Source organism: Streptomyces sp. VRA16 Mangrove soil (assembly GCF_017377775.1).
Classification (GTDB): Bacteria; Actinomycetota; Actinomycetes; order Streptomycetales; family Streptomycetaceae; genus Streptomyces.
On the sequence record NZ_JAFVLN010000013.1, the window covers coordinates 1 to 26,393 of the forward strand.

A 26,393-nucleotide genomic window follows, 5' to 3' on the forward strand; every position below is an offset into this window, starting at 1 on the left:
TGGGGGGGGGGCGTGGAGTCGGCGCACGCGGCGGGGGTGTGGTGCGGCCGGGGGGTGACGGCCGCGGCCCCACCACCCGCAGCGTCCTCACCTTCGGCGACGCGCCGGTCAGCGCCGTCGTGCAGGACGGGGCGACGGGCGCGTACGCCCCCACCAGATCGCCGCCCGCGAGGACGGCGATGTCACCGGCGACGCGCGCCTTCACCACCGTGTCCTTGGACGTGGCGACGCCGTTCCCGTCGACGAGCCGGAGGTGGGTGCCCGTGAAGGTGCCGGTGCAGGTCCCGTTCGCGCGTGTGGCCTGCGCGAGACCCTCCCGGGACACCAGTCAGCCGGTTCTCTCCGTACGGGCCACGTGCACGTCGGCGTGTTCGGCGCCCGGGGCGTGCGTTCGCCAGGTGCACGGGCTTGCGCTCACGGCGCCGCGGCTCTAACGGACTCGACCCGCCCGCTCGCCGAGGTCCGGGCGGCACTGGGGCTCCGCGACGCCTCCGCCGATAAAGCCGCCGAACTCGACTGCTCAGAGACGGAGTTGACGGCCGGGGCGACGGTCCCGTACGCCGCCCCGGCCACCATGACGAGCGCGGCGGCGATCCCTGCCCTGCGCCGCCCGGGCGAGGGGTGTCCGCGGCGGTTCGGGCGGTGGGGATCACGGTGCTGCGCGTGCGTCGTACGAGGCGGTCGTCACCGGCGGGCGAAAGGTTGCCGGTGGCGGCACCGCTGGTTCACGTGTGCCGGTGATACGCCTTGTCGGCGATGTGCCACCGGTCGGCGGCGGGGTCCGTGCGCACGAGCAGGAAGACGTCGGTGAAGGTGTCCGCGCCGTGCCGCAGGGTCATGGTCGCGGTGGCGACGGTGCCGTGGACGGAGACGGTGTCGAGGCGCCGGGTGCGGGCCGCCTCGTCGGGGGCCGGCCGGCCGGGGAAGAGCCCGCAGTACTGGTCGAGGCTCCAGGAGACGAACGCGCCCTCCCGCATCCCTTGGATGTGCGCGCCCGGCAGGAACGCGGCTCGGAAGTGGGCGGGGTCGCCCGTGGCGTGGCCGCGGACGTAGGCACGGAGGGGTGCGAGGACGGCGGCGCGCACGGCGGGGGTGAGTGCGGCGACGGCGATGTCGCTGTCCCGGCCCACGTCGCCGGTGCCGGAGACGTCACGCAGCGGGACGTCCGTGGCGGCGGCCAGCAGGTCCGTGTCCTTGGCGAGCGCGCCCAGCGTGAAGTCGGCCGTCGCGGGCGGGAGTCGGCCTTCGAGCACGGCTCGTTTCCCGGCGACGAGGCCGCCCAGCCGGCCGAGTTCGAGCACGTCGAGGACGAGCCCGCGCGGCAGCCCGAGGGCGTCGGCCTGGCGCAGGGTGTCACGCAGGGCGAGCACGGCTCCGGACAGGCTGTGGTTGGCGACGAGTTTGAGCGCGGCGGCGGTGGCGGCGTCGCCGACGGGCCGTACGGTGCCCAGCGCGTCCAGGGCGGGGCGGGCCAGGTTGAGCGCGGCCGGGTCGCAGGCGGCGGCGAGGATCCGCAGGGTGCCTGCGCGCACGGCGGGCACCGAGCCGAGTACCGGCGCGTGGACGTAGCGGGAGCCCGACTCCTGGGCCAGTTCGGCGGCTTCGGCGGGGGCGACGGTGGCGAGGTTCACCACCACACTGTCCGGGCGCAGTTCGGCGCGGGCCGCGTCGAGCACCTCCCGGCAGGCGGGTCCGTCGAACAGGGCGAGGAGGACGAGACCGGCCTCGGCCACGGCGCCGCCCGGCGGTGAGCCGGTGGCCCGGTTCCAGCCGACGACGTCGAAGCCCTGCGCGGTGAGCCGTTCGGTGACGGCGCGGCCCATGCGGCCGAGCCCGAGGACGGCGATGGTGTGCGGTGCGTTCATGCGGGCCACGGTGGGCCAGGACCCCGTCCTGCGACAAGCGCAGATCCGGCGGACGAGCTCTGCGCACGGCGCATACCTGCTGCTCGCAGCGGTGATACTGGCGCCATGGATCTTCAGGTGTGGCGAACGTTCGTGACCGTGTGCCGGCTGGGATCACTGTCGGCGGCCGCGGCCGAGCTGCACCACACGCAGTCGGCGGTCTCCCGGCAGATCGCGGGGCTCGAACGGCAGCTGGGGGCACGGCTGGTGGAGCGGCACGCCCGTGGTGTGCGCCCGTCGCCCGCGGGTGAGGTGTTCCTGCGGCACGCACGGGCCGCCCTCGACGAGGCCGACCGCGCCGTGCGGGCGGTCCGGGACATGCGGGACGGCGCGACCGAGCGGCCGCTGCTCGTCGGGGCGACACCGTCGCTCGCGGCGGGCGTCGTCCCGGAGGCGATCCGCGCGCTGCTCACGGAGGCGGGACCGCTGCGCTGGAGCCTACGCCCCGGCCTCAGCCCCCGGCTGCACCACGGGGTGATCGGCGGGGACCTCGATGTCGCCGTGGTCACGGACGCGCCGCCCGGACTGCCCGACGACGACCGCGTCGACCGGCGCTTCCTCGCTCTGGACGAGATGGTGGTCGTACTGCCGGCCGGCCACCGGCTGGCCGCGGGCTCCGGCTCGGTGTCCGTCCGGGAGCTGGCCGACGAGGTGTGGGCCGAGGACAACGACGGTTCGGCGGCCCTGCTGCGCGGCCACGCCGCCCGCGCCGGGGTCGTCGCCCGTGTCGATCTCACCGCCGCCGACCTGCTCGGCAAACTGGCGCTGGTCGCGACCGGGCACGCCGTCGCGCTGATCCCCCGGGTCCTGACCCGCGCGCTGCGCACCGACGTGACGACGGTCCGGCTGGTCGACCCACCGACCCGGGGCCTCTACACGATCACTCCGCGCCGTGACCCGCACCCGCGGGCGGCGGCGCTCCTGGAGCGGCTCGCGGCGGTGTGCGCCGCCGACCGGGACGGCTGAGGGGATCGCGCGCCGCGCGGGCGCCGTGCGCCCGCACGGCGGGGCGGACGCGAGGGGCACGATGGACGGCACGGCACCCGGGAACGGCTCACCGATGCGCCGGCCGCGGCGGGTGTCGCCCGCGAGGACGTGCTCGTCCGTGAGGAGCTGGGCGGCAAGACCTTCGACACGGTGTGCCGGGTGCGGAGTTCGGGCGCGGACCAGGGCCCCGTGGTGAAGCTGGCCCCGAGGCGTCGCCACCTGCCCTCACGTACGAGCAGGTCGTCCTCAGGACGGAGGCCCGCTTCTACGAGCCGGCGTGGGAGGCGACCGCGGTCCCGCCGCGCGCCGAGTCGGGGCGGTACGTCGCCGAGCCGCACACCGTCAAGGGGACGCCTGCGGGTACCCGGCGCAGTCCGTCGGCCCGCTGCGGAGCACATGGCGTGAAGCCTTCCTCGCCATGGCCGGCGCCGCGCTGGGCGACGCCGACCGGTTGGGGTCCCGCTCCCCCGGCCGACGGACGAGATCCGTGAACTCTTCGCCGCGCAGGGCGATGCGCTCGACGCGGTGACCGTTCCGCACCTCGTCCCCTTCGATGTGTGGGGCGGCGACATCCTCGTCGACGGCGGGCACGTCAGCGCGCTCATCGACGCCGAACGGGCTGTGTAGGGCGGCCTGTTGGCCGCTCGGCCGCGTTCGTGTCGCTCGCCCTCTTCCACGGCGTCGAGCGGGACGCCGCGTTCCCGGACCCTACCGGGAGGCGGGCGGACCGGCCGTCCTGGACGACCCGGGCCGGTCCCGCCTCACGTTCTGCCGCGCGTATCTGCGCCTGATCATGAGGCCGGAGGCGACACCTCGACGGTTCGGTCCGCAACGGGCCGGTCGGCTTCGGAGGTACGCGCTGGAGCCGTTGGGGGTGCTGTGCGACGCGTGGTCGTCAGCCACAGGCCGGTGAGCACGGCACCGGCCAGGGTGACGACACCCGCCACGACGAAGGCGCTGTCGAGGCCCGCCTCGAAGGTGGCGCCGCCGGACTGCCGGGAGCGGACCACGGCCCCGAGGAGCGCGACGCCGAGCACTGCCCCGATCTGCCGGGTGGTGCTGCTGACGCCGGAGGCGAGGCCGCTCTCGCGGTGGCTGACGGCCAGGACGGCGGCGCCGGTCAGCGGGGACATGGTCAGCGCGAAGCCGGTGCCGACGACGGCGAGCCGCCACCACACGTGCGCGTAGCCGGTGTCGGCGTGCACCAGGCCGAGGGCGAGCAGTCCGGCTCCGGCCAGCGCCAGGCCGCTTGTGACCACGGCCCGGAATCCGTACCGGGCGGCGAGCCGGCCCGCGAACGGGCTGACGACCACCATGGCGAGCGACATCGGCAGGGTCTGCACGCCGGCCCGCAGCAGGGAGCTGCCCTGGACGTATACGAAGAACTGCGAGAAGAAGAACGACGACCCCATGAGCGCGAACCCGACCATGACCATGGCGGTGTTGGAGACGCTGAACAGCCGCCGGCGGAACAGGCGCGGCGGCAGCATCGGCGCGGAGCGGCGCCCCTCGACGGCGACGAAGGCGGCGAGGAGCACGGCCGCGACGGCGAAGCCGCCCAGGATCACCGGTGAGGTCCAGCCGCGCGCTCCGCCCTCGATCAGCGCGTAGGTCAGCGCGCCCACACCGAGGACGGACAGGACCGTGCCCGGGACGTCGAGCGCGGGCGCGTCCGGGTTGCGGGACTCGCCGAGCACGCGCAGACCGGCCGTCAGCAGGGCGATGCCGATGGGCACATTGACCAGGAAGATCGCGGGCCAGCCGTAGACCTGCGTCAGCACACCGCCGGCCACCGGCCCGGCGGCGAGGCCGATGCCGCTGAGCCCGGCCCACAGCCCGATCGCCCTGACCCGTTCGCGCGGCTCCGGATGGGCGGCCACCAGCAGCGCCAGCGAGGCGGGGCTCATCGCCGCGGCGCCGATCCCCTGCAGTACGCGGCCGGTCACCAGCATGCCGACGGAGTCGGCGGCGCTGCACATCAGCGACGCGGCCGTGAACACGGCGACGCCCGTCAGGTACACGCGCTTGCGGCCGAAGCGGTCGGCGAACACTCCGCCCGACAGCAGCAGCATGGCGACGAGCAGCACGTACGCGTCGACGATCCACTGGAGTCCGGTCAGTTCCGTGTGCAGACGGCGCTGCATGTCGGGCAGGGCCGCGCCGACGATCGTGTTGTCCAGCAGCACCATGAACTGCCCCAGGCAGGTCACCGTGAGCAAAGTGGCCCGGTTCGACGCCATGATTCCCCCTCCACATCTAAACGCAGTCGTCGACTGCATTAGGCGAGGGGGACTGTAGAGCACCCCCGCACCCAAACGCAAGTACCGACTGCGTTAAGGTGGCTGCCATGGAGGAAAAAGAACGATCCCGGCGCCCCGGCGGACGCAGCGCACGAGTCGGCGCGGCGGTGCATCAGGCCGTCACCGACCTGGTGGGCGAGCGGGGGTACGGCGGCTTCACCGTCGGCGACGTCGCGGCGCGCGCGGGTGTCGCCGACACCACCGTCTACCGCCGCTGGGGCAGCCTGGAGACGCTGCTCACCGATGTGACGCTGACCCGCCTCAACACGCGGTCGCCGATGCCCGACACCGGCAGCGTGGCCGACGACCTGCGCAGGTACGCGGCGCAGGTGGCCCGGGAGATCACCGGCCCCGACGGCCTGGCGCTGCTCCAGCTGGCCGTCGCCCTGTCCGCCAGGGGCGAGGAGGGCACCCGGGCCCGCGACGGCCTCCTCGCCGAACGCCGCCGCCAGTTCGAGTCCATGCTCGACCGCGCCCGGGCCCGCGGCGAACACCCGCCCGCGGCCGATGAGTTCTTCGACCACGTCATGGCCCCCATGTACATCCGCGTCCTGTTCGGCATGGGCCCGCTCACCGAGGAGTACGTCGACGGGCTGGTCGACCGGATGTTTTAGGACGACGGACGCTTCAGGGCGCGGCGAGTTCGACGGTGCGCACGGGTGTGGCCAGCCAGCGCGGGTCGAAGGCGACGCCCATGGTGCGCTCCATCAGCGCGAAGGACTCGGCGTTCAGGGTTCCCATGTGGAAGTCGACCCCTTGCGCCCAGGCGGGCACCTCGGGCCGCGGGTCCATCCAGTCCGCGTCCTCCAGCTCGAAGGGATCGAAGCTGCCGTCCAAGCGGCCGTCGCGGGCGCGCATGATCCCGTACCGCGCGTTCACGCTCGCGTACACGCTGAAGAAGTCACCGCCGCCCGCGGACACCCGCATGGCGATTTCCGGGACGGTCCCGTGGTATCCCCCGGCCTCCATGGTGACGACGTGCCGGCCGACGCCGAGGACGTGGAGGAGGCCGTAGACCTCGTGGAGCGAGGACGTCTGCTCTTCCTGGGCCCCGGTGAACGCCGCCGGGCGGGACGCCCCGGGATCGCCGCCGAAGGCCCGGATCACCTCGTCCTCCGTCTTCCCCGCGGTCACCGAGACGGTGTACGCGTCGAACTCGTCGGCATCGGCCCACGCGTACCGGGCGACCATGTCGTCCCAGCGCGCCCGGGATGCGGCGGCCGTCACGCGGTCGCCGCGAGCGCCCGTACCGCCCAGTCCAGGAACGGGACCGGGCTCTCCGGCTGGGGCCAGCCGTTGACCACCGCCAGGAGGCTCAGGTAGCGGGCCCTGCGGGGGTCGTTCATGGATTCCAGGCGAGGCAGGGGGTCGACGGTGCGGGCGCGGAGGGCAGTGATGATCGGGCGGGCCTCGGGGGACTCGGGGGTGATGCCGGCCGTCAGGGCCGGGGTCACCAGGCGGTGGACCTCCTCCGCCAGGGAGCGGGCGGCCGGGGACGCCAGGTCGGCGGCCAGGTCCGTCGCCAGGGTGCGCATCGCCGCGCGGAAGGCCTCGTCCTGGAGCAGTTCGGCCAGTTCCGCCCAGGCCTGGAGCTGCTCGGTCGTGGGGTCGGCGGGCAGTTCCGGGGTCAGGGAGCGGGCGATGCCGGGGAAGGCCGGGTGGGGTTCGGGGATGTCGAAGACCGCCGTCAGGAAGTCGTCGGTCAGGCGGCGTCGCTCCGCCTCGGAAAGTACGGTCAGCCGGTGCATGAGGTTCAGTTCCTCCGGTGTCGAGCCGCGCCGGGCCGCCGCCGCGAGCAGCGACTGCCTCAGCCGCAGGGTGCGGATCTGTACGTCGATGGCCTCGGCGTGGGCCGCCGCGACCTGGGCCATGGAAAGCTCCCGGTCCACGACGACCCGTCGGACGGTGGGCAGGTCGATGCCGAGTTCGCGCAGCGTGCGCACGAGGGCGAGCCGGGCCACGGCGTCGGTGTCGTAGAGCCGGTAGCCGGACGGGGTACGGCCGGCCGGGGTGACGATCCCGGTGTCGGAGTAGAACCGGATCGCCTTCACCGTGAGGCCGGTACGGCGGGCCAGCTCACCGATCGGGAAGGGCGTCATGCGGTCATCGTGGCGTCTCCCCCTGCAGGAGACTCAACCGGGTCCTCAGCCGCGTACGGGAACAGCAGCACCCCCGCCGGGGTCAGCCTCACACGCCGCTCCCGGTCAGCCGGTCCGTGCTGTTCCGTGCTGTCCATTCATTGGTCGGTCGAACCCGTCAATGGGAGCTCGCGCAGGGCAGGTTCGGTGAGCGTCCCGGCGAGCGCCCGCGCGTAGCGGCCCGTGTGCAGGACCAGGAAGGGGCGGCTGTGGTACGGCCTGCGGGCGAGGTCGAGGGGGCCGCGAGGCCCGTCTCGTTCTGCACGCCCACGCCACGGCGACGGGCACCTTCGCCCTGTACCGCAGAGCCGCGGGGGCGCTGTCGCCGCCGGACGGCTTCCTGCCTCCGGCGGCGGCCGCGCCGTTCCCACCGGGCCCGCCGCGCAGCCGTCCGGGCCGGTTGACATCATGGGAGGCGTGAACTTCCGGTCGATCTACAGTCAGGGCTTCGCGCGGGTCGCCGCATGCACCGGCCACGCCGCCATCGCCGACCCCCATGCCAACGCCGAGGCGATCCTGCGTCAGGCCCGCCGGTGCGCCGAGGACGGGGTGGCCGTCGCGGTCTTCCCCGAGCTGGGCCTGTGCGGGTACTCCATCGAGGACCTGCTGCTCCAGGACGTCGTGCTCGACGAGGTGGAGCAGGCGCTCGCCACCGTCGTGGCGGGCTCGGCCGAGCTGCTGCCGGTGCTCGTCGTCGGCGCGCCGCTGCGCCACAAGGACCGGGTCTACAACTGCGCGGTCGTCGTGCACCGCGGCCGGATCCTCGGCGTCGCCCCGAAGTCGTACCTGCCGAACTACCGCGAGTTCTACGAGCGCCGCCAGATCGCCGCCGGTGACGCGGAGCGCGGTGGCAGCATCCGGCTCGGCGGGGCCGAGGTGCCCTTCGGCGTGGATCTGCTGTTCGCCGCCGAGGACGTCACCGGGCTCGTCCTGCACGTCGAGATCTGCGAGGACATGTGGGTGCCGGTGCCGCCCGCCGCGGAGGCCGCCCTCGCCGGCGCGACCGTGATCGCGAACCTCTCCGGCAGCCCGATCACGGTCGGCCGCGCCGAGGACCGCAAGCTGCTGTGCCGCTCGGCGTCGTCCCGCTATCTCGCCGCCTACGTGTACGCGGCGGCCGGGCTCGGCGAATCGACCACCGATCTGGCGTGGGACGGCCAGACGATGATCTACGAGAACGGCGCGCTGCTCGACGAGACCGAGCGCTTCCCGCTGGGCGACCGGGCCGCCGTCGCCGACGTCGACCTCGACCTGCTGCGCCAGGAGCGGCAGCGGCAGGGCACCTTCGACGACAACCGCCGTACGCACGCGGCCCGCACCGCCGACTTCCGGCGGGTCTCCTTCCGACTCGACGCGCCCGCGACCGACTTCGGCCTCAAGCGCAAGCTCGAACGGTTCCCGTTCGTGCCGGCCGACGCCGAGCGGCTCGCGCAGGACTGCTACGAGGCGTACAACATCCAGGTCGCGGGTCTGGTGCAGCGGCTCGGCGCGATCGGGAACCCGAAGATCGTCATCGGGGTGTCCGGCGGGCTCGACTCCACGCACGCGCTGATCGTGGCCGCGCACGCGATGGACCGGGCGGGGCGGCCGCGCTCCGACATCCTCGCGTTCACCATGCCGGGCTTCGCAACCGGCGAGCACACCAGGTCCAACGCGCACGCGCTGATGAAGTCGCTCGGCGTCACCGCCGCCGAGCTGGACATCACCGACACGGCGCGGCTGATGCTGAAGGAGATGGACCACCCGTTCGCGGGCGGCGACCCGGTCTACGACGTCACGTTCGAGAACGTGCAGGCGGGGCTGCGCACGGACTACCTCTTCCGGCTCGCGAACCAGCGCGGCGGCATCGTCCTCGGCACCGGCGACCTGTCCGAGCTGGCGCTCGGCTGGTGCACGTACGGCGTCGGCGACCAGATGAGCCACTACAACGTCAACAGCGGTGTGCCGAAGACGCTGATCCAGCATCTGATCCGGTGGGTGGTCAGCAGCGGGCAGTTCGGGGACGAGGCCGGGGAGGTCCTCACCGCGATCCTCGACACCGAGATCAGCCCCGAGCTGGTGCCCGGCGAGGAGCTCCAGTCGACCGAGGACAAGATCGGTCCGTACGCGCTGCACGACTTCACCCTCTTCTACGTGCTGCGGTACGGGTTCCGGCCCACGAAGATCGCGTTCATGGCGTGGCACGCGTGGCGGGACGTCGCGGCGGGCGCGTGGCCGCCCGGCTTCCCGGACGCCGACCACAAGGCGTACGACCTCGCGGAGATCCGGCACTGGCTGGAGTACTTCTGCCGCCGCTTCTTCCAGTTCGCCCAGTTCAAGCGGTCCGCGATGCCGAACGGGCCGAAGGTGTCGGCCGGCGGTTCGCTCTCGCCGCGCGGTGACTGGCGGATGCCGTCGGACAGTTCGGCGCGGGCGTGGCTGCGGGACCTGGAGCGCTGGGACCCGGCCGAGGCCGACGACAGGGCCTAGGCCCTCTTTGCGCGGGCGGCGGCCACTCGGGGGTGACACATCCGTCACCTCCGAGGAGCCGCCATGTCCCGCGCCCGCAGAGCCCGAGCCCGTCTGCCGCGTCCGCTTCCCCTCGCCGTCGCGGCGGCCGTGACGGTCGCGGCCGGGGTCACGGCCCCGCGGCTGAGCTCCGACGCGCAGGCCGCCACCGCGCTGCGCGGCTGCGCCGACGCGCGCGGCACGAAGATCGGTGCCGCGGTCGGCGACTCGGCGCTGACGTCCGACGCGACGTAAGTGACCGCCCTGGACCGGGAGTTCAACTCGGGCACGGCGGAGAACGCGATGAAGTGGGACGCCGTCGAAGCCCGCCTGCACCGGACTCTCCGACGGCATCACCATCAACGCCTGACCGGGCCCGGCGGCCGTCGGCACCGCCTCAGCGCTGCCCCGCACCGTGGAACGTCCTGCGGTAGGCGCGCGGCGACACCCCGATGGCCGCCTGGAGGTGCTGCCGCAGCGAGGTGCCGGTGGCGAAGCCGACCTCCGCCGCGATCCGGTCGACGGACAGCTCGCTGGTCTCCAGGAGCTGGCGGGCCCGGTGCACACGCTGCTGGATGAGCCAGCGGCCGGGACTCGTGCCGGTCTCCTCCTGGAAGCGGCGCGCGAAGGTGCGCTGGCTCATCCGGGCGTGATCGGCCAACTCCCGCAGGGACAGGGGCTGTTCGAGGTGTTCCAGGGCCCAGGCGCGGGTCGCGGCGGTGCCGGCGTCCGGCTCGTCGGGCACCGGCTGCTCGATGTACTGGGCCTGGCCGCCCTCCCGCCACGGCGGCACGACACAGTGCCTGGCGACCCGGTTGGCGACCGCGCTGCCGTGGTCGGAGCGGACCACGTGCAGACAGACGTCGACGCCGGACGCGGCGCCCGCCGACGTGAGGATGTCGCCGTCGTCGACGAACAACACGTCCGGATCCAGGGCCACTTGGGGATGCAGGCGGCGGAAGAGATCCGCGAGCGCCCAGTGCGTCGTGGCGGGCCGGCCGTCGAGCAGGCCCACCGACGCCAGGGTGAACGCGCCCGTGCAGATGGAGACGATCCGGGTGCCCGGCCTGATGCGGCCGAGCGCGGCGCGCACCGGGCCGGGCGTCCCGGCCGTGATGAAGCGCAGGTCGTAGGGCGGCACGATCACCGTGTCCGCCGTCTCCAGGGCCTCGGGCCCGTGCGCCACGGTGATCGTGAAGTCGGCGTTCGTCGCCACCGTGCGGTCGTCCGCCACGGCGCAGGTCACCACCTCGTACGCGTCCGGAACCAGCGAGAAGATCCGATTCGGCATGCCCAGCTCGAAGGGGTACACCCCGTCGAGCGCGAGAACGACGATCCGGTGCGGGCGGGACGGGCGGAGGGCGACGGAGCGAGCGGTCCGGGGGGCGTCGGAGGAGTCAGAGGAGCGGGAGGAGCGGGAGGAGCGGGAGGAGCGGGAGGAGCGGGAGGAGCGGGAGGACTGGACGGCGGCCATGGCACGATCCTATCGGTTAATGACCATCTTGCCATTGCCCCGCCCTCGCCCCCGGCACAGGCTTGACCCATGACCAAGCACAGCAGCAGCACCAGCACCAGCCCCGACCTCATGAGGGCCGTACGCCAGGACGTCCTCGGCGAACCCGATGTGCTCCATCTGACCGAGACCGAGCGGCCCCGGCCCGGTGTCGGCCAGATCCTCGTCGCCGTGCACGCGGCCGGGGTCAACCCCACCGACTGGAAGCACCGTCGGCACGGCATCTTCCTCGGCGAGCCGCCGTTCACGCTCGGCTGGGACGTGTCCGGCGTCGTCGAGGCGGTCGGCTTGGGCGTCTCGCTGCACCAGCCGGGTGACGAGGTCTTCGGCATGCTGCCGTACCCGTACGGCGCCGGTTCGCACGCCGAGTACGTGGCCGGGCCCGCCCGCGCCTTCGTGCCGAAGCCGGCCGCGCTCGGCCACACCGAGGCGGCGGCGCTGCCGCTCGTCTCGCTGACCGCCTGGCAGACCCTCGTCGACACGGCGCGAGTGCGGCCGGGGCAGCGGGTGCTCGTGCACGCCGCGGCCGGGGGCGTGGGCCATGTCGCGGTGCAGATCGCGAAGGCGCGCGGCGCGTACGTGATCGGCACGGCGTCCGCGCCCAAGCACGACTTCGTGCGGAGCCTCGGTGCCGACGAGGTCATCGACTACCGGTCCCAGGACTTCGTGGCCGAGGCACGGGACGTCGACGTCGTCCTCGACACCCTGGGCGACGAGACGCGGCTGCGCTCGCTGGAGGCGCTCAGGCCGGGCGGCCGCCTCGTCTCGATTCTGCCGAGCGGGATCGAGGAAGTGAAGGACCGCGCCGCGGAGTTGGGGGTGCGGGCCGCATTCGTTCTCGTCGAGCACGATCAGGCCGGGATGGCGGCCGTCGCCGAGCTGGTGGAGTCGGGGGCGCTGCGAGCCCATGTCTCCGGGGTGTACGGGCTCGCCGAGGCCGCGAAGGCCCACGCCGAAGGAGAGACCGGGCGGGTCACCGGAAAGCTGGTCCTGGAGGTGCGCGGCTAGGGCGCCACGCCTTCCGTTCGACGGTCGCCGGGTGCGGGCCGATGGGGCTTCTCACGCGTGCCCCGCGCCCCTGGGGGTGCGCACAACGAGCGTGCCGGAAAGGGCCGTTGCCCCGACCGGCACCGGGCTACCGTGGCCCGATGACAGACTCCGGGACCGCAGCGCGCATACGTGACCGCATCGACACCACCCGCCCCCACCCGGCCCGCGTCTACGACGCCCTGCTCGGCGGCAGGAACCACTATCCCGTGGACCGCGCCGTCACCCTCAAGGCCCTGGAACGCAACCCGCGCGGTTACCTCGACGTGCGGCACAACCGCGACTTCATCCGGCGGGCGGTGCTGCACCTGACCCGCGAGCAGGGAGTGCACCAGTTCCTCGACATCGGCACGGGCCTGCCCACCTCGCCGAACGTGCACGAGATCGCCCAGTCCGTCGTCCCCGGGGCCCGGGTCGTGTACGTCGACCACGACCCGGTGGTCCTCGCCCACGCCCGCGCCCTGCTGAACGGCGGGCCCGAGGGCCGTACCGCCTACCTGGACGCGGATCTGCGCGATCCGGCCACGATCCTGGCGGGCGCCCGCGCGACCCTCGACATGGAACGGCCCGTGGCGCTGGGGCTCGCGGCGATCCTGCACTTCGTCGAGGACGCGGCGGCGTACGGGATCGTGGCGGAGCTGGTGGCCGCGCTGGCACCCGGCAGCGCCGTGTTCCTGAGCCATCTCACCGCGGACCTCAACCCGGAGCAGGTGCTGCCCGGCCTGAAGGCGACGGGGCTGGACTTCACGCTCCGCTCGCGCGAGGAGTTCCTGCGGTTCTTCACGGACAACGGCCTCGCACCGGTCGACCCGGGTGTGACCCCCGTCCACCGGTGGCGGCCGGACGGCTCGTGGAGCGGTACCGCGCTGGAGCCGGAGGACGTCGAGGGCCAGGACGCCCTGGAGGTGGCCGCCCGGCGCGGCATCGGCGACGTACGGGACGAGGACATCAACCTCTACGGGGCCGTGGCGCTCAAGGCGTGACGGTCAGCGCACCAGCCCCGGCGGAACCAGGCCCTGGGCCCGCAGGGCGTCCCGCACGAACTGCGCGTACTCGGTGGCGCCCCGGACCGAGGTGTGGGTGTTGTCCTTCTTCTCGTTGTAGAGGTAGAGGGCCTTGGAGCCCTCGGGGCCCAGCTCCTCCACCCGCGCCTTGGTCAGCGCGGTGAGGTCGATCAGCGGCACGTCCTCGGTCGCGGCCAACTCCCTGATGACCGCGGGATGGTTGACGCCGAGGCCGTTGACGAGGAGTGCGATGTCGTTGTTCAGGGTGCCGTCCGCGTTGAACCAGCGCCGGACGATCGGGGTGACCAGGACCGGGCGGCCGCCCTGGGCCCGCACCCCGTCGACGAGGGTCTTGAGGTCGGCCCGATAGGTCGCCTCGTCGGTCGTCTTGTCGTTGTGGGCGAGCTGGATGAGGACGAGGTCACCGCGCCCGATCAGCGGCTGCACGGTGGGGAACAGCGCCGGGTTCTCCAGGTACGTCACCGAACTCTCGCCGGAGTCGGCGTAGTTGGCGACGGAGACGCCCTTCTTGAGGAACTGCGGCAGCTCCTGGCCCCAGCCCGTGTAGGGCTCGGCCGGCTGGTCGCAGACCGTGGAGTCGCCGATGAGGAGGATCCGGCGCGTCCCGGCCGTCGAAGGACGCGCGGGCTTGACCTGAATCGATGCAAGCTCGGGGGCGGATCCGCCGAAGGTGAGGTCGAGCCCGTCGCTCCCCTCGGCGCCGGTCGGCTCGCCTTCCGGAGTGCGGACGTTCACCGTGAACGAGCGGTGCACGGTCCGTCCGGCCTCCGTCGCCGTCTCGGCGAGCAGCGCCCGCCGGGTCTCACCTCTCACCGACGTGCTGCCCGCCGTGGCACCGCCCAGTTCGACCCGGACGTCGTAGTCGCCGGGCGGGACATCGAAGTGACAGGTCAGGGGCGCGGCCGTGGTGCAGTTGGCGAGCCCGTCGAGCGCAGAGGCGGCGGGCGCGGCGGACACCGGGGTCAGCGCTCCCGCACCGGCGACAGCGACGACGGCGAGGGCCACGGCGGCGGCACGTCTCATGACAGGGGTACTCCTCACAGCTGGGGCAGGCGACGGCGCAGGACCCTAGCCGAGACGGCAAGCGCTTACTAGTCTTCTTGCAACGATTCAAAAATTCCGCCGGAAATCTCAAGTCGCTTTCGCCGCAGGGGCTTTCGCGAACGCCGTTCGACTGCCACGCTGCCGAATCATCCGCACCACCCACCCCACCCTCAGGAGGGCACGCCCATGCCCGCACACCCCTTCCGCATGCCCGAAGGCATGGTCGCCCGGCGCTCCGTGCTCGCCGGGACGGCAGCCGCCGCCGTCGCCCTCGCGGGCCCGCTCTCCACGCCGGCGTCCGCCGCGACGTTCGGCTACACCGACGACGGCGCCAACTACGTCGTGGACACCGGCGCCGGCCTCGTCTTCAAGGTCAGCAAGACCAACGGCGACCTCTCCTCGCTGGTCTACAAGGGCACCGAGTACCAGGGCTACGGCGGCAAGAACTCGCACATCGAGTCCGGCCTCGGCACCTCCACCGTGACCATCGCGCAGTCCGGCCCGACGATCCTGATCTCGGTCACGTACGGCACGCTGAAGCTGTACTACGCGGCCCGCAGCGGCGAGAACAACGTCTACATCTGGACCAACAAGGCCGACACCTCGGTCAGCGCCACGCGCTACATCCTGCGCGTCAAGGCGGGCCTGTTCCTCAACGACGAGCCGGACTCCTACACGTACACGACCAGCACCATCGAGGCGTCCGACGTCTTCGCCAAGAGCGACGGGCAGACCCGCTCCAAGCACTACTCGAAGCTGCGCGTCATGGACTACGACTACATCGGCTGGACGACCGGCAGCGTCGGTCTGTGGATGGTCCGCTCGAACCACGAGAAGGCGTCCGGCGGCCCGTTCTACCGGTCGCTGCTGCGCCACCAGAGCACGGACGGCGGCGGCCTGTACGAGATCCTGTACTACGGCGAGAACCAGACGGAGGACCAGCGTTTCGGCCTCCAGGGCCCGTACGTCATCGCCCTCACCGACGGCGGCGCGCCTTCGTCGTCGCTCTACCACGGGAACATCGACACCTCCTGGGCTGACTCGCTCGGCCTCTTGGGGTACGTCGCGGCGAGCGGCCGCGGCCGGGTCGCCGGGGTCGGCATCAGCGGGCGCGACACGTCGTACGCGTACACGGTCGGACTCGCCAACTCAGCCGCCCAGTACTGGGGTTCGGCGCGTGCGTCGGACGGCTACTTCTCGATCACCGGGGTGCTGCCGGGCACGTACACGCTGACCGTCTTCAAGGAGGAGCTGGCCGTCGCGACCCAGTCGGTGACGGTCACGGCGGGCGGTACGACGACCCTGAACACGATCGCGATCGCGTCGACGAACGATCCGTCCAACGCCTCGGCGATCTGGCGGATCAACGACTGGACGGGCTCGCCGAGCGGCTTCAAGAACGCCGATCTGATGACGTACGCGCACCCGTCCGACGTCCGCGCGGCGGCCTGGACCGGCAACGTCGTCATCGGCAGCGGCACCGAGACCTCGGGGTTCCCCTGCTATCTCTGGAAGGACGTCAACAGCGGCATCATCGTCTACTTCCGGCTGACGGCGGCCCAGTCGGCGGCGGCGCACACCCTCCGCATCGGCGTGACGACGGCGTACGCGAACGGCCGGCCGCAGATCAGCGTCAACGACACCTACACCTCGGCCGTGCCGTCCCCGCCGGCCCAGCCGAGCACCCGCTCGCTGACGGTCGGGTCGTACCGAGGCAACAACAACACGTTCACCTACAGCATCCCGGCGTCCGCCTGGGCGACGGACCCGAGCACGTACAACCAGCTGAAGATCTACGTGGCGAGCGGCTCCGGTACGACCTCCTATCTCAGCGCCGGCACGTCGATCGACGCGATCGACCTGCTGGCCTGAGCGTTCGAGGAGCGATCAACTACCCCTGGTCCACTGCTGGTTGGTTGCCCCGCTGCAGGTGTACGTGATGAGCGACGCGGAGTTGGCTGTGGACGCGCCGTTCACATCGAGGCACTCGCCGGTGGTGCGGGCCTTGAGGGTCCAGTAACCGCCGGACGCCGTCGCCGTCCACTGCTGGTCGGCCGCGCCGGTGCAGTTCTCCTGCGTCACGTTCGTGGCGTTCTCCGTCAGGCACAGGGAGCTCTGCCGGCCGACCAGCGCGGAGTAGCCGCCGCCGACGTCCTTGAACCAGAACTTCTGGTTGTTCCCTCCGTTGCAGGTGTACTGGGAGACGGCGACGCCCGCGAGGAGGGACTGGTTCGGGACGTCGGCGCACTTGGCGCTGTGCCGGGCGATCAGGGTGTTGTACGTGGCGCTGGTGCCGGTGACGGTTCCCGTGGCCGTGTCGACGGTGATCTCCGGGGACCAGCTCATGCTCATGGTCGTGGAGTCGCTGAAGGTGAGCGGCAGCCACACGTACCGGGAGCCGTTGACGTTCGTGCCGAAGGAATTGCCCCAGCGGTCGCCCATGTAGAGGTACGAGGTCCCCGAACTGCCCTGCACGGGAAGGACGTACGCGGTCTGCGAGCCGTACGCCGTCGAGTCGCCGACGTTCTTCATCGCGCTCCACGAGCCGGCGAGCGAGGTGGCGGTGGCGTACTGCTGCTGGTTGGGGCTCCAGCCGGTGGCGCCGGAGGTCAGCATGAAGTAGACACCGCCGCGCTTGAAGAGGGCCGGGGCCTCGCGGTGGCCGCCGGGCCACGGGTTGGCGACGAGGCTGTCGATGCCGGTGTAGTCGGCGGTGAGCTTGTAGACGTGCAGGTCGTAGTTCTCGTTGGCGGCCGAGACCATGTAGCCGGTGCCGTCGGTGTCGGTGAAGACGGTGATGTCGCGGGACATGTACTGGCCGAGCGGCTGGAAGCTGCCCCGGTACGTGTAGTTCCCGTCGACGGTGTCGGAGACGGCGACGGCGGCGCGGGCCTCGCTGTAGTCGCTGCCGTTCTCCTTGTGCATCCACATGACGAACGTGCCGGTGGCCGCGTTGTACATGACCTTCGGGCGTTCGATGTTCGCGGAGGCCAGCTCAGTCGCGCTGGAGCGGGTCAGGACGTGGTTCCTGAACTCCCAGTTCTTCAGGTCGGTGGAGCGGTACGCGTCGACGTACTGGAAGGTGTTGTCGTCGGCCCGGTGCTCGCCGAACCAGTAGTAGTACGACCCCACCTTGATGACGCCGCCGCCGTGGGCGTGCAGGGCGTCACCCGAACTCGTGGTGAACTGGGTGCCGTTGGGGATCGTCTGCGCGGCGGCCTGGGCGGTGCCGGCGGTGAGGAGGAGCCCGGCCGACGACAGGGCCAGGGCCAGGGCGATCAGGAAGAAGCGGAAGCTGCGGGGGCGGTTGCGGCTCATGCGGTCTCCGGGGCTCTGTCGGCGCACGCCACCCCTGACGGAGCGTGCGGTAGGTCGAACAACGGGTGAGATCGCGAACGCCAAGACCGTACGAGGGTGCCTCAGGGAGGTCAATGGGACGGGAAGGCACGCGTGCGACCCGCGAAGAGTGCCGCCGCCGCGCTCGGTTCGTGCGGTCACGAGCGCGGCGGCGGCCGACCGGGGGGGGCGGCGGACCCGCTCAGGAGTCCGTCGGTGCGTCGGCGACCGGGATGCCGAAGTCGGGGGTGCCGTCGGGCTTCCAGCCGAGGCGCTGGATGCGGGTGTGCCGGTTCGGGTCGTGCAGCGGGTCGCCCTCGATCTCCTTGTACTGGCGGGCGTGGTAGACGAGGACGTCGGTGCGGCCGTCCTCGGCGACGGTGAAGCAGTTGTGGCCCGGACCGTACTGCCGGGTGGTGTCGTTGCTGGTGAAGACGGGGGTCGGCGACTTGGCCCAGGACGCCGGGTCCATCAGGTCGGCGTGCGCGTCGGCGGTGAGCAGGCCCATGCAGTAGTGGTGGTCGGTGGCGCTGGCCGAGTAGGACAGGAAGACGCGTCCGTTGCGGGCGATGACGGACGGGCCCTCGTTGACCTTGTAGCCGATGCACTCCCAGTCGAACTCCGGCGTGGACAGCCGGACCTGAGGTCCCGTCAGGGTCCATGGGTTCGCCATCCGGGACAGCCACAGACCGGTGTTGTTGTCCAGGCCGGGCTCGTGCTGCGCCCAGGCGAGATAGCGCTCGCCGCGATGGGTGAAGGTGGTGGCGTCGAGGGAGAACGTCTCCCAGGCCGTCTTGATCTGCCCCTTCTCCGTCCAACTCCCCTCGAAGGGGTCGGCGTTGGCGTTCTCCAGGACCCAGATGCGGATGTCCCACACGCTCTCGGCGGGCGCGGACGCGAAGTAGATGTACCACTTGCCGTCGATGGGGTGGATCTCCGGCGCCCAGATGTGCGCGCCCATGTTCCCGGTGGCGTGCTTGGTCCAGATGACCGACTCGTCGGCGGTCGTCAGGCCCTGAAGGGCGCGGGAGCGGCGCAGGACGATCCGGTCGTACTCCGGGGCCGTGGCGGTGAAGTAGTAGAAGCCGTCGGTGTGCCGGTGGATGTGCGGGTCGGCGCGCCGCTCGACGAGCGGGTTGCGCCAGGTCCGGCCGTGGCCGGGCGCGGCGTGCGCGGTCCCGGGCAGCGCGGCGAGCGCGCCGGCCGCGGCCGTGCCCATCAACAGACCTCTGCGGGAGGGGAGTTCGGGGGGCGTCATGCGGACTGCCTTTCCTGGGACGCAGTGGCGGTGGCGACGGAATCGGCGGAGACGGACGGCTCGGCGGTCAGGGCGCGGCGCAGCAGCGGGACGGCGAGCAGGCCGAGGACGGCGACCGCGAGCAGGAACAGCAGGCCGGTGAGGGCGGATCCGGTGGAGTCGACGACGGCGGCGATGCCGAGCGGCCCGAAGCCGCCGCCGAGGTTGCCGACGGCGTTGACCGCGGCGATGCCCGCGGCCGCCGCGGCGCCGGTGAGGAAGCGCGGGATGAGCGCCCAGAACGCGGGCTGGGCGGCGTATCCGCCGACGGCGGCCGCGCACAGGCCGAGCATCTGGACGACGGGCGAGGAGAACAGCGCGGCGACCGTGAACCCGGCGACGGTCAGGGCGAGCATCACGGCGGTCCACAGGTACGGGGTGTCGCGGCGGGCCACGAGCCGCGGTACGACGACAAGCCCGACGGCCACGCACACGTACGGGATCGCGGACACGAAACCGACTTGAGTGGTCGTCAGATCACCGAAGCCGTCGATGATGGTCGGCAGCCAGAAGGAGAGCCCGTACGTGGAGAGCGGGAAGGCGAGGAAGAACACGGCGGCGGTCAGCACACGCCGGTCGCGCAGCACGCCGAGGGTGCGGTGCGGCTGGTCGCCGGCGCCGGCCCGGTCGGCGTCGAGGGCGCGGGCGAGCCACTGCTTCTCCTGCCCCGACAGCCACGTGACGTTCTCGGGTCCGGCCGGGAGCAGGGCGAGGACGAGCGGGGAGACGAGGACGGCGGGGACGCCGGTGGCGAGGAAGACCCACTGCCAGCCGTCGAGCCCCCACGTTCCGTGCAGGTCCATGAGGGCGCCCATGACGGGGTTGCCGATGATGAACGAGACCGGCGCGGCGAGCATGAACGCCCCGATGGCCCGCCCGCGATGACTTCCGGGGAACCAGCGGGAGAGGTAGTAGAGCACCCCGGGGAAGAACCCGGCCTCCGCGGCGCCCAGCGCGAACCGGGCGAGATAGAACTGCCAGGTCGTCTGCACGAGGCAGGTCGCGATCGTCACCAGGCCCCAGGTGAACAGGATCCGGGCGATCCAGCGGTGGGCGCCGACCTTGTGCAGCATCAGGTTGCTGGGCACTTCGAGCAGGGCGTACGCGGTGAAGAAGAAGACCTGTCCGAGGGTGAACGCCGTGGCGCCGACGCCCAGTTCGTCCTGGAGCTCCAGTTTCGCGAAGCCGACGTTGGACCGGTCGATGTAGGCGATCACATACAACAGCCCGAGGAGCGGCAGCAACCGCCCCGCCACCCTGGCCAAGACCCGGCGCTCCATCGCGCTTCTCCCCTCACCGATCCGTTCGATATCCCGAACGTCAATCGTCATTACGAACACGGAGACCGTAAGGGCGTGTTACGAGGAGGTCAACGGGTCCGACGGAACTGCCGGGTCCGCCGGGGCGCGCACCGCACCCGCCATAACCGACCGTCATGAGAGAAGGACTTGGACGGCCGCCCGGTGACTGCGCGAGCCTGGAAGCGGCGCGGGCACCGAAGTCCCGCCGCACATCGACGAGTTGGGGATGGACGATGGACAAGGTCTGGCTGATCACCGGCGCCAACAGCGGCTTCGGCCGCGCCTTCGTCACGGCGGCCGTCGCGGAGGGCGATCTGGTCGTCGCCACCGCCCGCAGGCCCGAGACGCTGACGGATCTGGCCGAGGCGCACCCGGGGCGGGTCGAGGCGCTGCCGCTGGACATGACGGACCCGGCCGCGATCGACGCCACGGTCGCCGAGGTCGTGGCCCGGCACGGCCGGATCGACGTGCTGGTGAACAACGCGGGCCGCGGGCACGTCGGTTCGGCCGAGGCGACCACCGACGCGGAGCTGCGCGACCTGTTCGAGGTGCACTTCTTCGGCCCCGCCGCACTGGTCCGCGCGGCCCTTCCGCACCTGCGTGCGCGGCGCTCCGGCGCGATCGTGCAGATGAGCAGCATGGGCGGGCAGGGATCGTTCCCCGGGGTGTCGGCGTACAGCGCGACGAAGTTCGCCCTGGAGGGCTTCTCCGAGGCACTGGCGCAGGAGGTCGCGCCGCTCGGCATCAAGGTCCTGGTGGTGGAGCCCGGCGCGTTCCGCACGAATCTGATGCACAGCACCACGTGGAGCACGGACCTGCCCGACTACGAGCCGACGGTCGGCGCGAGCCGCGCCGCGATGGCCGAGGCCACCGGCAAGGAGCCGGGCGACCCGGCCAAGGCGGCGCGGGCCGTCATCGCGGCGCTGGCGGCGGACGTGACACCGCTGCACCTGCCGCTCGGCAACGAGGGGGTGGACGCGGTCCTCGCCCACCTCGACGCGGTGCGCGCGGACGTCGCCGCCTGGGAGAAGGTCACCCGGGACACGGCCCTCGACACCTGAGCCGGAACCGTCGGATCCGGGATTCACATGGCGGACGCCCACGGTGGTTCCTGGTGTCTCTCGGTTAGCGTCGACCCATGTCCACCAGCGCCGCCCCGCCCGCCTCCGCCCCGTCACTCCGCGCCGCCCTCGCCGCGGGACCCGTCGTCCTCGACGGCGGCATGTCGAACCAGCTCGAAGCCGCGGGGCACGACCTGAGCGACGAGCTGTGGTCGGCACGGCTGCTCGCCGAGGAGCCCGAGGCGATCGTCGCGGCGCACCGGGCCTACTACACGGCGGGGGCGAGCGTCGCCATCACCGCCAGTTATCAGGCGACCTTCGAGGGGTTCGGCAGGCGCGGCATCGGCCGTGCGGAGGCCGCCCGGCTCATGGCGTCCAGCGTGGAGCTGGCACGCGAGGCGGCCCGCCGCACGGACACCGGCCGGCCGCTGTGGGTGGCCGCGTCCGTCGGCCCGTACGGGGCGATGCTCGCCGACGGGTCCGAGTACCGAGGCCGCTACGGGCTGAGCGTCGACGAACTCGTCGCGTTCCACCGGCCGCGCCTGCAGGTGCTCGCCGCCGCCGAGGCCGATGTGCTCGCCCTGGAGACGGTGCCGGACGCCGAAGAGGCGCGGGCCCTGCTCACGCTCGTCCGGGAACTCGCCGTGCCGGCCTGGCTGTCCTACTCCGTCGAGGGCGGGCGCACCCGCGCCGGGCAGCCGCTCGCCGAGGCGTTCGCGCTCGCCGCCGACGTCGAGGAGATCGTGGCCGTCGGCGTCAACTGCTGCGCACCGCGGGACGCCGACGACGCGGTGCGGATCGCGGCCGAGGTCACCGGGAAGCCCGTCGTCGTCTACCCCAACAGCGGGGAGCGGTGGGACGCGCGGGCGCGGGCCTGGAAGGGCGGGTCGGCGTTCAGCGCGGGGCAGGTCGGCGCGTGGGCCGGGCAGGGGGCGCGGCTGATCGGCGGCTGCTGCCGGGTCGGGCCCGAGGGCATCGCGGCGATCGCCCGGGAGCTCACCGCGGAGCGGGCCCGGTCCGCGCCTCGTACGTCACCGTCCGGCCCTGGTCCACGGCGCTCCCCCGGCAGGTGACCGCCGGGGGCGAGTCGGGCCGGTGCGTCGGATTCCGGTACTGTTCCGGTGCGCGTCAGAGCGCTGTGCGGGCGGGCTCCCGGCCACCCTGGTCGAGCCGGAACGGCGGGTAGACGTCCGTCATCAGAGCGGAGTACGCGGTGACCCGGGCGGCGTACCGGTGCAGCCCGACGTTGAAGTCGTACATGCCGCGCGGGTAGCCGCCGGTGAACAGCAGCGCGACGCCGGCGTAGAAGACCAGCAGTCCGGCGACGCCGCCCGCCCAGCTGGTGCCGCCCACCATCATCGACACCAGCAGCGCCTGCGGCAGCACGAGCAGCCACCACTTGACGAGGACGAGCCCGCGCGAGAGCCGCTGCGGGTAGGCGATGTCGAGCCGGGCCGGATAGTCGGGGGCCGGGCCCAGGGTGAAGGGCGGATAGCGGTCGGTGCCGAGCGAGCCGTACGTGTAGTACGTGACGCGCCAGGCCCAGCGCAGCACCCCGAGGTTGTAGTCGAAGAGGACGCGCGGGAAGCGGGCCGTGAAGAGGATCGCGAACAGGGCGATCACCCACACGACGGCGAACCCGACGAACAGGAGGGCGAGGACGAGGTAGTGAGGTAGGGCGAGGAGCCACTTGACGAGCCACAGCCACCGGGACAGCGCGGGGTCGTAATCCGCTTCCACGGTCACCGGGCCGATCGGCCGATCTGTCGCTGAGGACACCGGTGCAGAGGTCATACGCATCCGTGTACGAGCGTCGGCGGCGGTGCGCAAGGAGACGGTACGCGTCCGTTTCGTACAAGACGGGTCACGAGCCGCGCCCCTACGGTCGGCGTCATGAACGACATCAGCATCCGCATGGACGCCATCGGCGTCGGCACCTCCGATCTGGCCGCCTCGCTCGCCTTCTACCGTCTCCTCGGCCTCGTGTTTCCCGACGGCGCCGAGCAACTGCCGCACGTGGAGACGGCGCCGGCCGACGGGATCCGGTTGATGTTCGACCCGGACGGGGACGCGGCGGACCGCGGCCGCGGCCGGATCGCGCTCGCCTTCCACTGCAGTGACGCCGCCGGCGTCGACGCGGCGTACGAGAAGGTGACCGCGGCCGGGCACCACGGGGAGAGCGAGCCGTTCGACGCGCCCTGGGGGCAGCGGTACGCGGTCGTGCACGATCCGGACGGCAATCAGGTCGACCTGTTCGCCTGACAGCCCGCGCACAGCGATCCATGGGTGGCGCACAGGTGCGGGGCAGGGGGAAAGTGAGGACCGGCCCTAGCGGAGGCGGCGTACCTCGAAGTCGGCGAGGCGGAAGTGGCTCCACGTCGTGCGGAACGCGAAGTGGCCGCCGGTGTACGGCTCCGGGTCGGTGTAGTCGAAGACGAGCCGTCCGTTGTTCCACCACTGCACCGTGGAGCCGTCGGAGACGATCCGGACGCGGTTCGGCTCGTTCGCGGTGAGCAGCGGCTCCGTGTAGTCGTAGATCAGCGGGCGCACCCCGCTCTCGCCGACGTAGCGGCGCAGCCGCGTCGTGGTGTTGTAGTTGGCGCCGAAGCCCGAGTAGTAGGTCTTCAGGCAGTCGTAGTCGGCGAGGGCGCCGGTGCGGGCGGTGGCGAAGAGGTCGTCGGGCGAGCGGACGTCGGTCGCGTTCCAGAAGTTGTTGAGGTCGGAGACGCGGTCGTTGACGCCGCCCTCGTCGACGGCGGTGGCCGTGTACGTGATGACGTACGGGCCCGACAGACGCTGCCGGAACCAGATGCTGGCACCGGCCGGTACGTCGATGTCGAGGACGCCGCCCGAGGCCGTCACGCTGCCGCCCTTCTCCAGCTCGACGGCCCAATTCCGCAGTCCGTGCCGGAAGGTGTCACGGGCGATGAGCCGGCCTGCGCGCGGCTGCGCCGAGGCCAGGCCCGCGGGCAGCAGTGCCCCCGTGGCGGCGCCCGCGAGGAGGGCGCCGAAGGTACGGCGGGAGGGGACGGGGAGGCTGGACATGCGGGCTCCTTGACGGGGGCGGCTGGGCGCGGCACGGCGCGGTGGTCCACGATGGCCGTCGAAGCGCATCGACACCAGATCCTCACGGAACACGCCACACAACCGCAACACTCCGCACACGAACGCACAGCCCTCCGCGGAGTTCGCCCCAGATCTTCCACGGGGGTGGCCCGCCGGGCTTGCTTCAGAGCAGGCGAGTGAGCGTGCTGCCCGTCAAGTCCCGCACGTCGCGGGCGAGATGGGCCTGGTCCGTGTACCCGGCGCGGACGGCGGTCTCGGCCAGGGGGGTGCCCGCGCGGGCCAGGGCGAGGGCGCGCTGGAGGCGGAGGATGCGGGCCAGGGTCTTGGGGCCGTAGCCGAAGGCGGTGAGGGAACGGCGGTGCAGGAGGCGGGGGTTGAGGCCGGAGCGGCGGGCCGTCTCGGCGACGGTGGCGCCCTCGCGCAGGGTGCGTACGACACCGGAGAGCAGGGGGTCGGGCGGGCCGGTCGCCCGGACCAGGCGCAGGGCCACGGCCTCCAGCTCCGCAGCCCGGTCGGGAGACTCGGTGATGCGCTCGGCGAGGCGGCGCACCCGGGCGGCCGGCCACAGGTCGGCCAGGGCGACACCCTGGTCGCGCAGTTCATGGGCGGGGACGCCGAGGTAGGTGGGGGCGGCGCCCGGGGCGAACCGGATGCCCGCGTACTCGGTGACGGCGTCCGGTGCCGGGTGGTGGGCCCGGGTGTCGGGTCCCGCGACCCGCAACTCCCCCGCCACCCACAGCAGATCCATGCAGCCGTCGGGCAGCACGGGCGCGGCGGGCCCGGCGGCCGGGTCGACGGTGCGTGTCCACACGACGGCGCCGGGCAGCCGCGCGGGCCGCTCACGGTAGCCGCCGGGCCCGGTCATGTCCGGTACTCCTGCGGGCTCACCCCGTACACCCGCTTGAACGCGCTGGACAGGGCGAACGCGCTGCCGTACCCGACGCGGCGGGCTATCGCGGCGACCGTCGCCTCGGCTCCTGCGTCGCCGTCGCGCAGGGCGTCGGCGGCGAGCGCGAGGCGCCAGTTCGTCAGGTACGTCATCGGGGGCTCGCCGACGAGTTCGGTGAAGCGGCGGGCGAGCGCGGCCCTCGACACCCCTGATTTCTCGGCGAGTTCGGTGACGCTCCACGGATGGGCGGGATCGTCCTGGATCAGCCGCAGGGCCCGGCCGACGACCGGGTCGCCGAGCGCCCGGTACCAGGCGGGCGCGTCGGCCTCGGGGCGGGCGAACCAGGCCCGCAGCGACGCGATCAGCAGCAGGTCGAGGAGGCGGTCGAGGACGACCTCCTGGCCCGGCTCGTCCTTCACGAGTTCCTCGGCGACGAGCGGGGTCAGCGGGCACTGCCACACCTCGGTCGGCAGCACGAGCAGCGGCGGCAGGGCGTCGAGCAGCCGGGCCGTGATCTCGCCGCGCATCTGGTACGTCCCGATGAGCATCTGCGCCGGCCCGTCCGGCGCCTCGCCCCACTCGCGCACCCCGAGGTCCTTGTAGCGGCCGACGTGCGCGGGGCCGAGCGGCCGGCAGACCTGTCCGGGACCGATCTCGGCGCGCGGCGCGGTCGCCGGGGCGTCGCAGCAGACGTACGGGTCAGGGCCGCGGGCGATGGCGATGTCGCCGGGGCGGATGTGCACGGGGTCGCCGTCGCCGGCCGGGCCCTGCGGCACGATCCACGCGTCGCCGCGGTCCATGACCATGACGGTGAGCGGCGCCTCGTCGGCGATCCGCACCGACCACGGCACCTCGAACGAGGCCCGGATCATGAAGGCACCACGGGCTCGCGGTCCCTCCAGGAGCCCTGCGAATACGTCCATGCGGCCAGCGTAGACGGACGCGTATGGGGGTGAGCGGTTCGGCGATGTTCCGGGGCGGTGCCCGGCGGTTGAGTG

The 26,393-nt window shown here is 72.5% G+C and carries 23 protein-coding genes and 1 pseudogene; 10 read left to right on the top strand and 14 right to left on the bottom strand.

All coding sequences use genetic code 11. The annotated features are described in order from the left end of the window. Positions 1 to 325: pseudogene (locus J3486_RS29840) on the bottom strand (hypothetical protein); the annotation flags it as partial. Between the two features lie 400 nt (positions 326 to 725). Next, on the bottom strand, positions 726 to 1,865 hold the full coding sequence (locus J3486_RS29845) for a nuclear transport factor 2 family protein (protein WP_207825853.1): 1,140 nt from the start codon (positions 1,863 to 1,865) through the stop codon (positions 726 to 728). A 105-nt stretch (positions 1,866 to 1,970) separates the two neighbouring features. On the opposite strand from J3486_RS29845, the gene J3486_RS29850 reads away from it, so the two are divergent. Further along, complete coding sequence (locus J3486_RS29850; protein WP_207825855.1) at positions 1,971 to 2,870, top strand: LysR family transcriptional regulator; 900 nt, start codon at positions 1,971 to 1,973, stop codon at positions 2,868 to 2,870. 812 nt (positions 2,871 to 3,682) lie between these two features. Here the strand turns inward: J3486_RS29850 and J3486_RS29855 are convergent. Continuing rightward, complete coding sequence (locus tag J3486_RS29855; RefSeq protein ID WP_207825857.1) at positions 3,683 to 5,131, bottom strand: MFS transporter; 1,449 nt, start codon at positions 5,129 to 5,131, stop codon at positions 3,683 to 3,685. Positions 5,132 to 5,238: 107 nt separating this feature from the next. Here J3486_RS29855 and J3486_RS29860 point away from each other — a divergent pair, with 107 nt between their 5' ends. Then, positions 5,239 to 5,805, top strand: coding sequence for a TetR/AcrR family transcriptional regulator (locus tag J3486_RS29860; RefSeq protein WP_207825859.1), 567 nt, complete (start codon positions 5,239 to 5,241; stop codon positions 5,803 to 5,805). A 13-nt stretch (positions 5,806 to 5,818) separates the two neighbouring features. Here J3486_RS29860 and J3486_RS29865 read toward each other — a convergent pair whose 3' ends face one another. Both J3486_RS29865 and J3486_RS29870 read right to left on the bottom strand, forming a co-directional pair. After that, positions 5,819 to 6,418 carry a DUF6461 domain-containing protein gene (locus J3486_RS29865; protein ID WP_207825861.1) on the bottom strand — a complete coding sequence of 200 codons (600 nt, stop codon included), beginning with the start codon at positions 6,416 to 6,418 and terminating at the stop codon, positions 5,819 to 5,821. After that, positions 6,415 to 7,290, bottom strand: a complete 876-nt coding sequence (locus tag J3486_RS29870; protein WP_207825862.1) for a MerR family transcriptional regulator — start codon at positions 7,288 to 7,290, stop codon at positions 6,415 to 6,417. The genes J3486_RS29865 and J3486_RS29870 overlap by 4 nt, the downstream gene beginning before the upstream one ends. 447 nt (positions 7,291 to 7,737) lie before the next feature. Here J3486_RS29870 and J3486_RS29875 point away from each other — a divergent pair, with 447 nt between their 5' ends. Beyond that, positions 7,738 to 9,798 carry an NAD(+) synthase gene (locus J3486_RS29875; protein ID WP_207825863.1) on the top strand — a complete coding sequence of 687 codons (2,061 nt, stop codon included), beginning with the start codon at positions 7,738 to 7,740 and terminating at the stop codon, positions 9,796 to 9,798. Positions 9,799 to 9,861: 63 nt separating this feature from the next. Continuing rightward, on the top strand, positions 9,862 to 10,071 hold the full coding sequence (locus J3486_RS29880; protein WP_207825864.1) for a hypothetical protein: 210 nt from the start codon (positions 9,862 to 9,864) through the stop codon (positions 10,069 to 10,071). A 142-nt stretch (positions 10,072 to 10,213) separates the two neighbouring features. On the opposite strand, the gene J3486_RS29885 is transcribed toward J3486_RS29880, so the two are convergent. Then, positions 10,214 to 11,107: a GlxA family transcriptional regulator gene (locus J3486_RS29885; RefSeq protein ID WP_229378860.1), complete on the bottom strand. Its 894-nt coding sequence runs from the start codon at positions 11,105 to 11,107 to the stop codon at positions 10,214 to 10,216. 252 nt (positions 11,108 to 11,359) lie between these two features. Here J3486_RS29885 and J3486_RS29890 point away from each other — a divergent pair, with 252 nt between their 5' ends. Together J3486_RS29890 and J3486_RS29895 are read left to right on the top strand one after the other, a co-directional pair. Beyond that, positions 11,360 to 12,337, top strand: a complete 978-nt coding sequence (locus tag J3486_RS29890) for an NADP-dependent oxidoreductase (RefSeq protein ID WP_207825866.1) — start codon at positions 11,360 to 11,362, stop codon at positions 12,335 to 12,337. Positions 12,338 to 12,477: 140 nt separating this feature from the next. Next, positions 12,478 to 13,359: an SAM-dependent methyltransferase gene (locus J3486_RS29895; RefSeq protein ID WP_207825867.1), complete on the top strand. Its 882-nt coding sequence runs from the start codon at positions 12,478 to 12,480 to the stop codon at positions 13,357 to 13,359. Positions 13,360 to 13,362: 3 nt separating this feature from the next. Here J3486_RS29895 and J3486_RS29900 read toward each other — a convergent pair whose 3' ends face one another. Then, a complete protein-coding gene (locus tag J3486_RS29900) occupies positions 13,363 to 14,424 on the bottom strand; it encodes a rhamnogalacturonan acetylesterase (RefSeq protein ID WP_207825868.1) in 1,062 nt (353 codons plus the stop codon). Positions 14,425 to 14,652: 228 nt separating this feature from the next. Here J3486_RS29900 and J3486_RS29905 point away from each other — a divergent pair, with 228 nt between their 5' ends. After that, the gene (locus J3486_RS29905; protein ID WP_207826238.1) at positions 14,653 to 16,317 is read left to right on the top strand and encodes a rhamnogalacturonan lyase B N-terminal domain-containing protein; all 1,665 of its coding nucleotides are present in this window, start codon (positions 14,653 to 14,655) and stop codon (positions 16,315 to 16,317) included. Positions 16,318 to 16,332: 15 nt separating this feature from the next. Here the strand turns inward: J3486_RS29905 and J3486_RS29910 are convergent, their stop codons facing one another. From J3486_RS29910 to J3486_RS29920, 3 genes are all read right to left on the bottom strand, one after another. After that, positions 16,333 to 17,763, bottom strand: a complete 1,431-nt coding sequence (locus tag J3486_RS29910; protein WP_207825870.1) for an RICIN domain-containing protein — start codon at positions 17,761 to 17,763, stop codon at positions 16,333 to 16,335. Between the two features lie 220 nt (positions 17,764 to 17,983). Further along, positions 17,984 to 19,039, bottom strand: a complete 1,056-nt coding sequence (locus J3486_RS29915; RefSeq protein ID WP_207825872.1) for a family 43 glycosylhydrolase — start codon at positions 19,037 to 19,039, stop codon at positions 17,984 to 17,986. Then, a complete protein-coding gene (locus J3486_RS29920) occupies positions 19,036 to 20,358 on the bottom strand; it encodes an MFS transporter (protein ID WP_207825873.1) in 1,323 nt (440 codons plus the stop codon). Before J3486_RS29920 ends, J3486_RS29915 begins: the two co-directional genes overlap by 4 nt. A 254-nt stretch (positions 20,359 to 20,612) precedes the next feature. On the opposite strand from J3486_RS29920, the gene J3486_RS29925 reads away from it, so the two are divergent. Both J3486_RS29925 and mmuM read left to right on the top strand, forming a co-directional pair. Next, the gene (locus J3486_RS29925) at positions 20,613 to 21,440 is read left to right on the top strand and encodes an oxidoreductase (RefSeq protein WP_207826239.1); all 828 of its coding nucleotides are present in this window, start codon (positions 20,613 to 20,615) and stop codon (positions 21,438 to 21,440) included. 77 nt (positions 21,441 to 21,517) lie between these two features. Then, positions 21,518 to 22,513 carry a homocysteine S-methyltransferase gene (gene mmuM, locus J3486_RS29930; RefSeq protein ID WP_207825874.1) on the top strand — a complete coding sequence of 332 codons (996 nt, stop codon included), beginning with the start codon at positions 21,518 to 21,520 and terminating at the stop codon, positions 22,511 to 22,513. 55 nt (positions 22,514 to 22,568) lie between these two features. Here the strand turns inward: mmuM and J3486_RS29935 are convergent, their stop codons facing one another. After that, positions 22,569 to 23,234 carry a DUF4389 domain-containing protein gene (locus tag J3486_RS29935; RefSeq protein ID WP_207825875.1) on the bottom strand — a complete coding sequence of 222 codons (666 nt, stop codon included), beginning with the start codon at positions 23,232 to 23,234 and terminating at the stop codon, positions 22,569 to 22,571. 99 nt (positions 23,235 to 23,333) lie between these two features. On the opposite strand from J3486_RS29935, the gene J3486_RS29940 reads away from it, so the two are divergent. Beyond that, entirely contained in the window at positions 23,334 to 23,702 is a 369-nt protein-coding gene (locus J3486_RS29940) for a VOC family protein (protein ID WP_207825876.1), read from the top strand. 66 nt (positions 23,703 to 23,768) lie between these two features. Here the strand turns inward: J3486_RS29940 and J3486_RS29945 are convergent, their stop codons facing one another. The 3 genes from J3486_RS29945 to J3486_RS29955 all read right to left on the bottom strand — a co-directional run bounded on the left by J3486_RS29945 (position 23,769) and on the right by J3486_RS29955 (position 26,318). Further along, a complete protein-coding gene (locus J3486_RS29945) occupies positions 23,769 to 24,485 on the bottom strand; it encodes a DUF6250 domain-containing protein (protein ID WP_207825877.1) in 717 nt (238 codons plus the stop codon). A 184-nt stretch (positions 24,486 to 24,669) separates the two neighbouring features. After that, a complete protein-coding gene (locus J3486_RS29950) occupies positions 24,670 to 25,371 on the bottom strand; it encodes a helix-turn-helix domain-containing protein (protein WP_207825878.1) in 702 nt (233 codons plus the stop codon). After that, positions 25,368 to 26,318, bottom strand: a complete 951-nt coding sequence (locus tag J3486_RS29955) for an AraC family transcriptional regulator (protein ID WP_207825879.1) — start codon at positions 26,316 to 26,318, stop codon at positions 25,368 to 25,370. Before J3486_RS29955 ends, J3486_RS29950 begins: the two co-directional genes overlap by 4 nt. Positions 26,319 to 26,393: the final 75 nt, after the last annotated feature.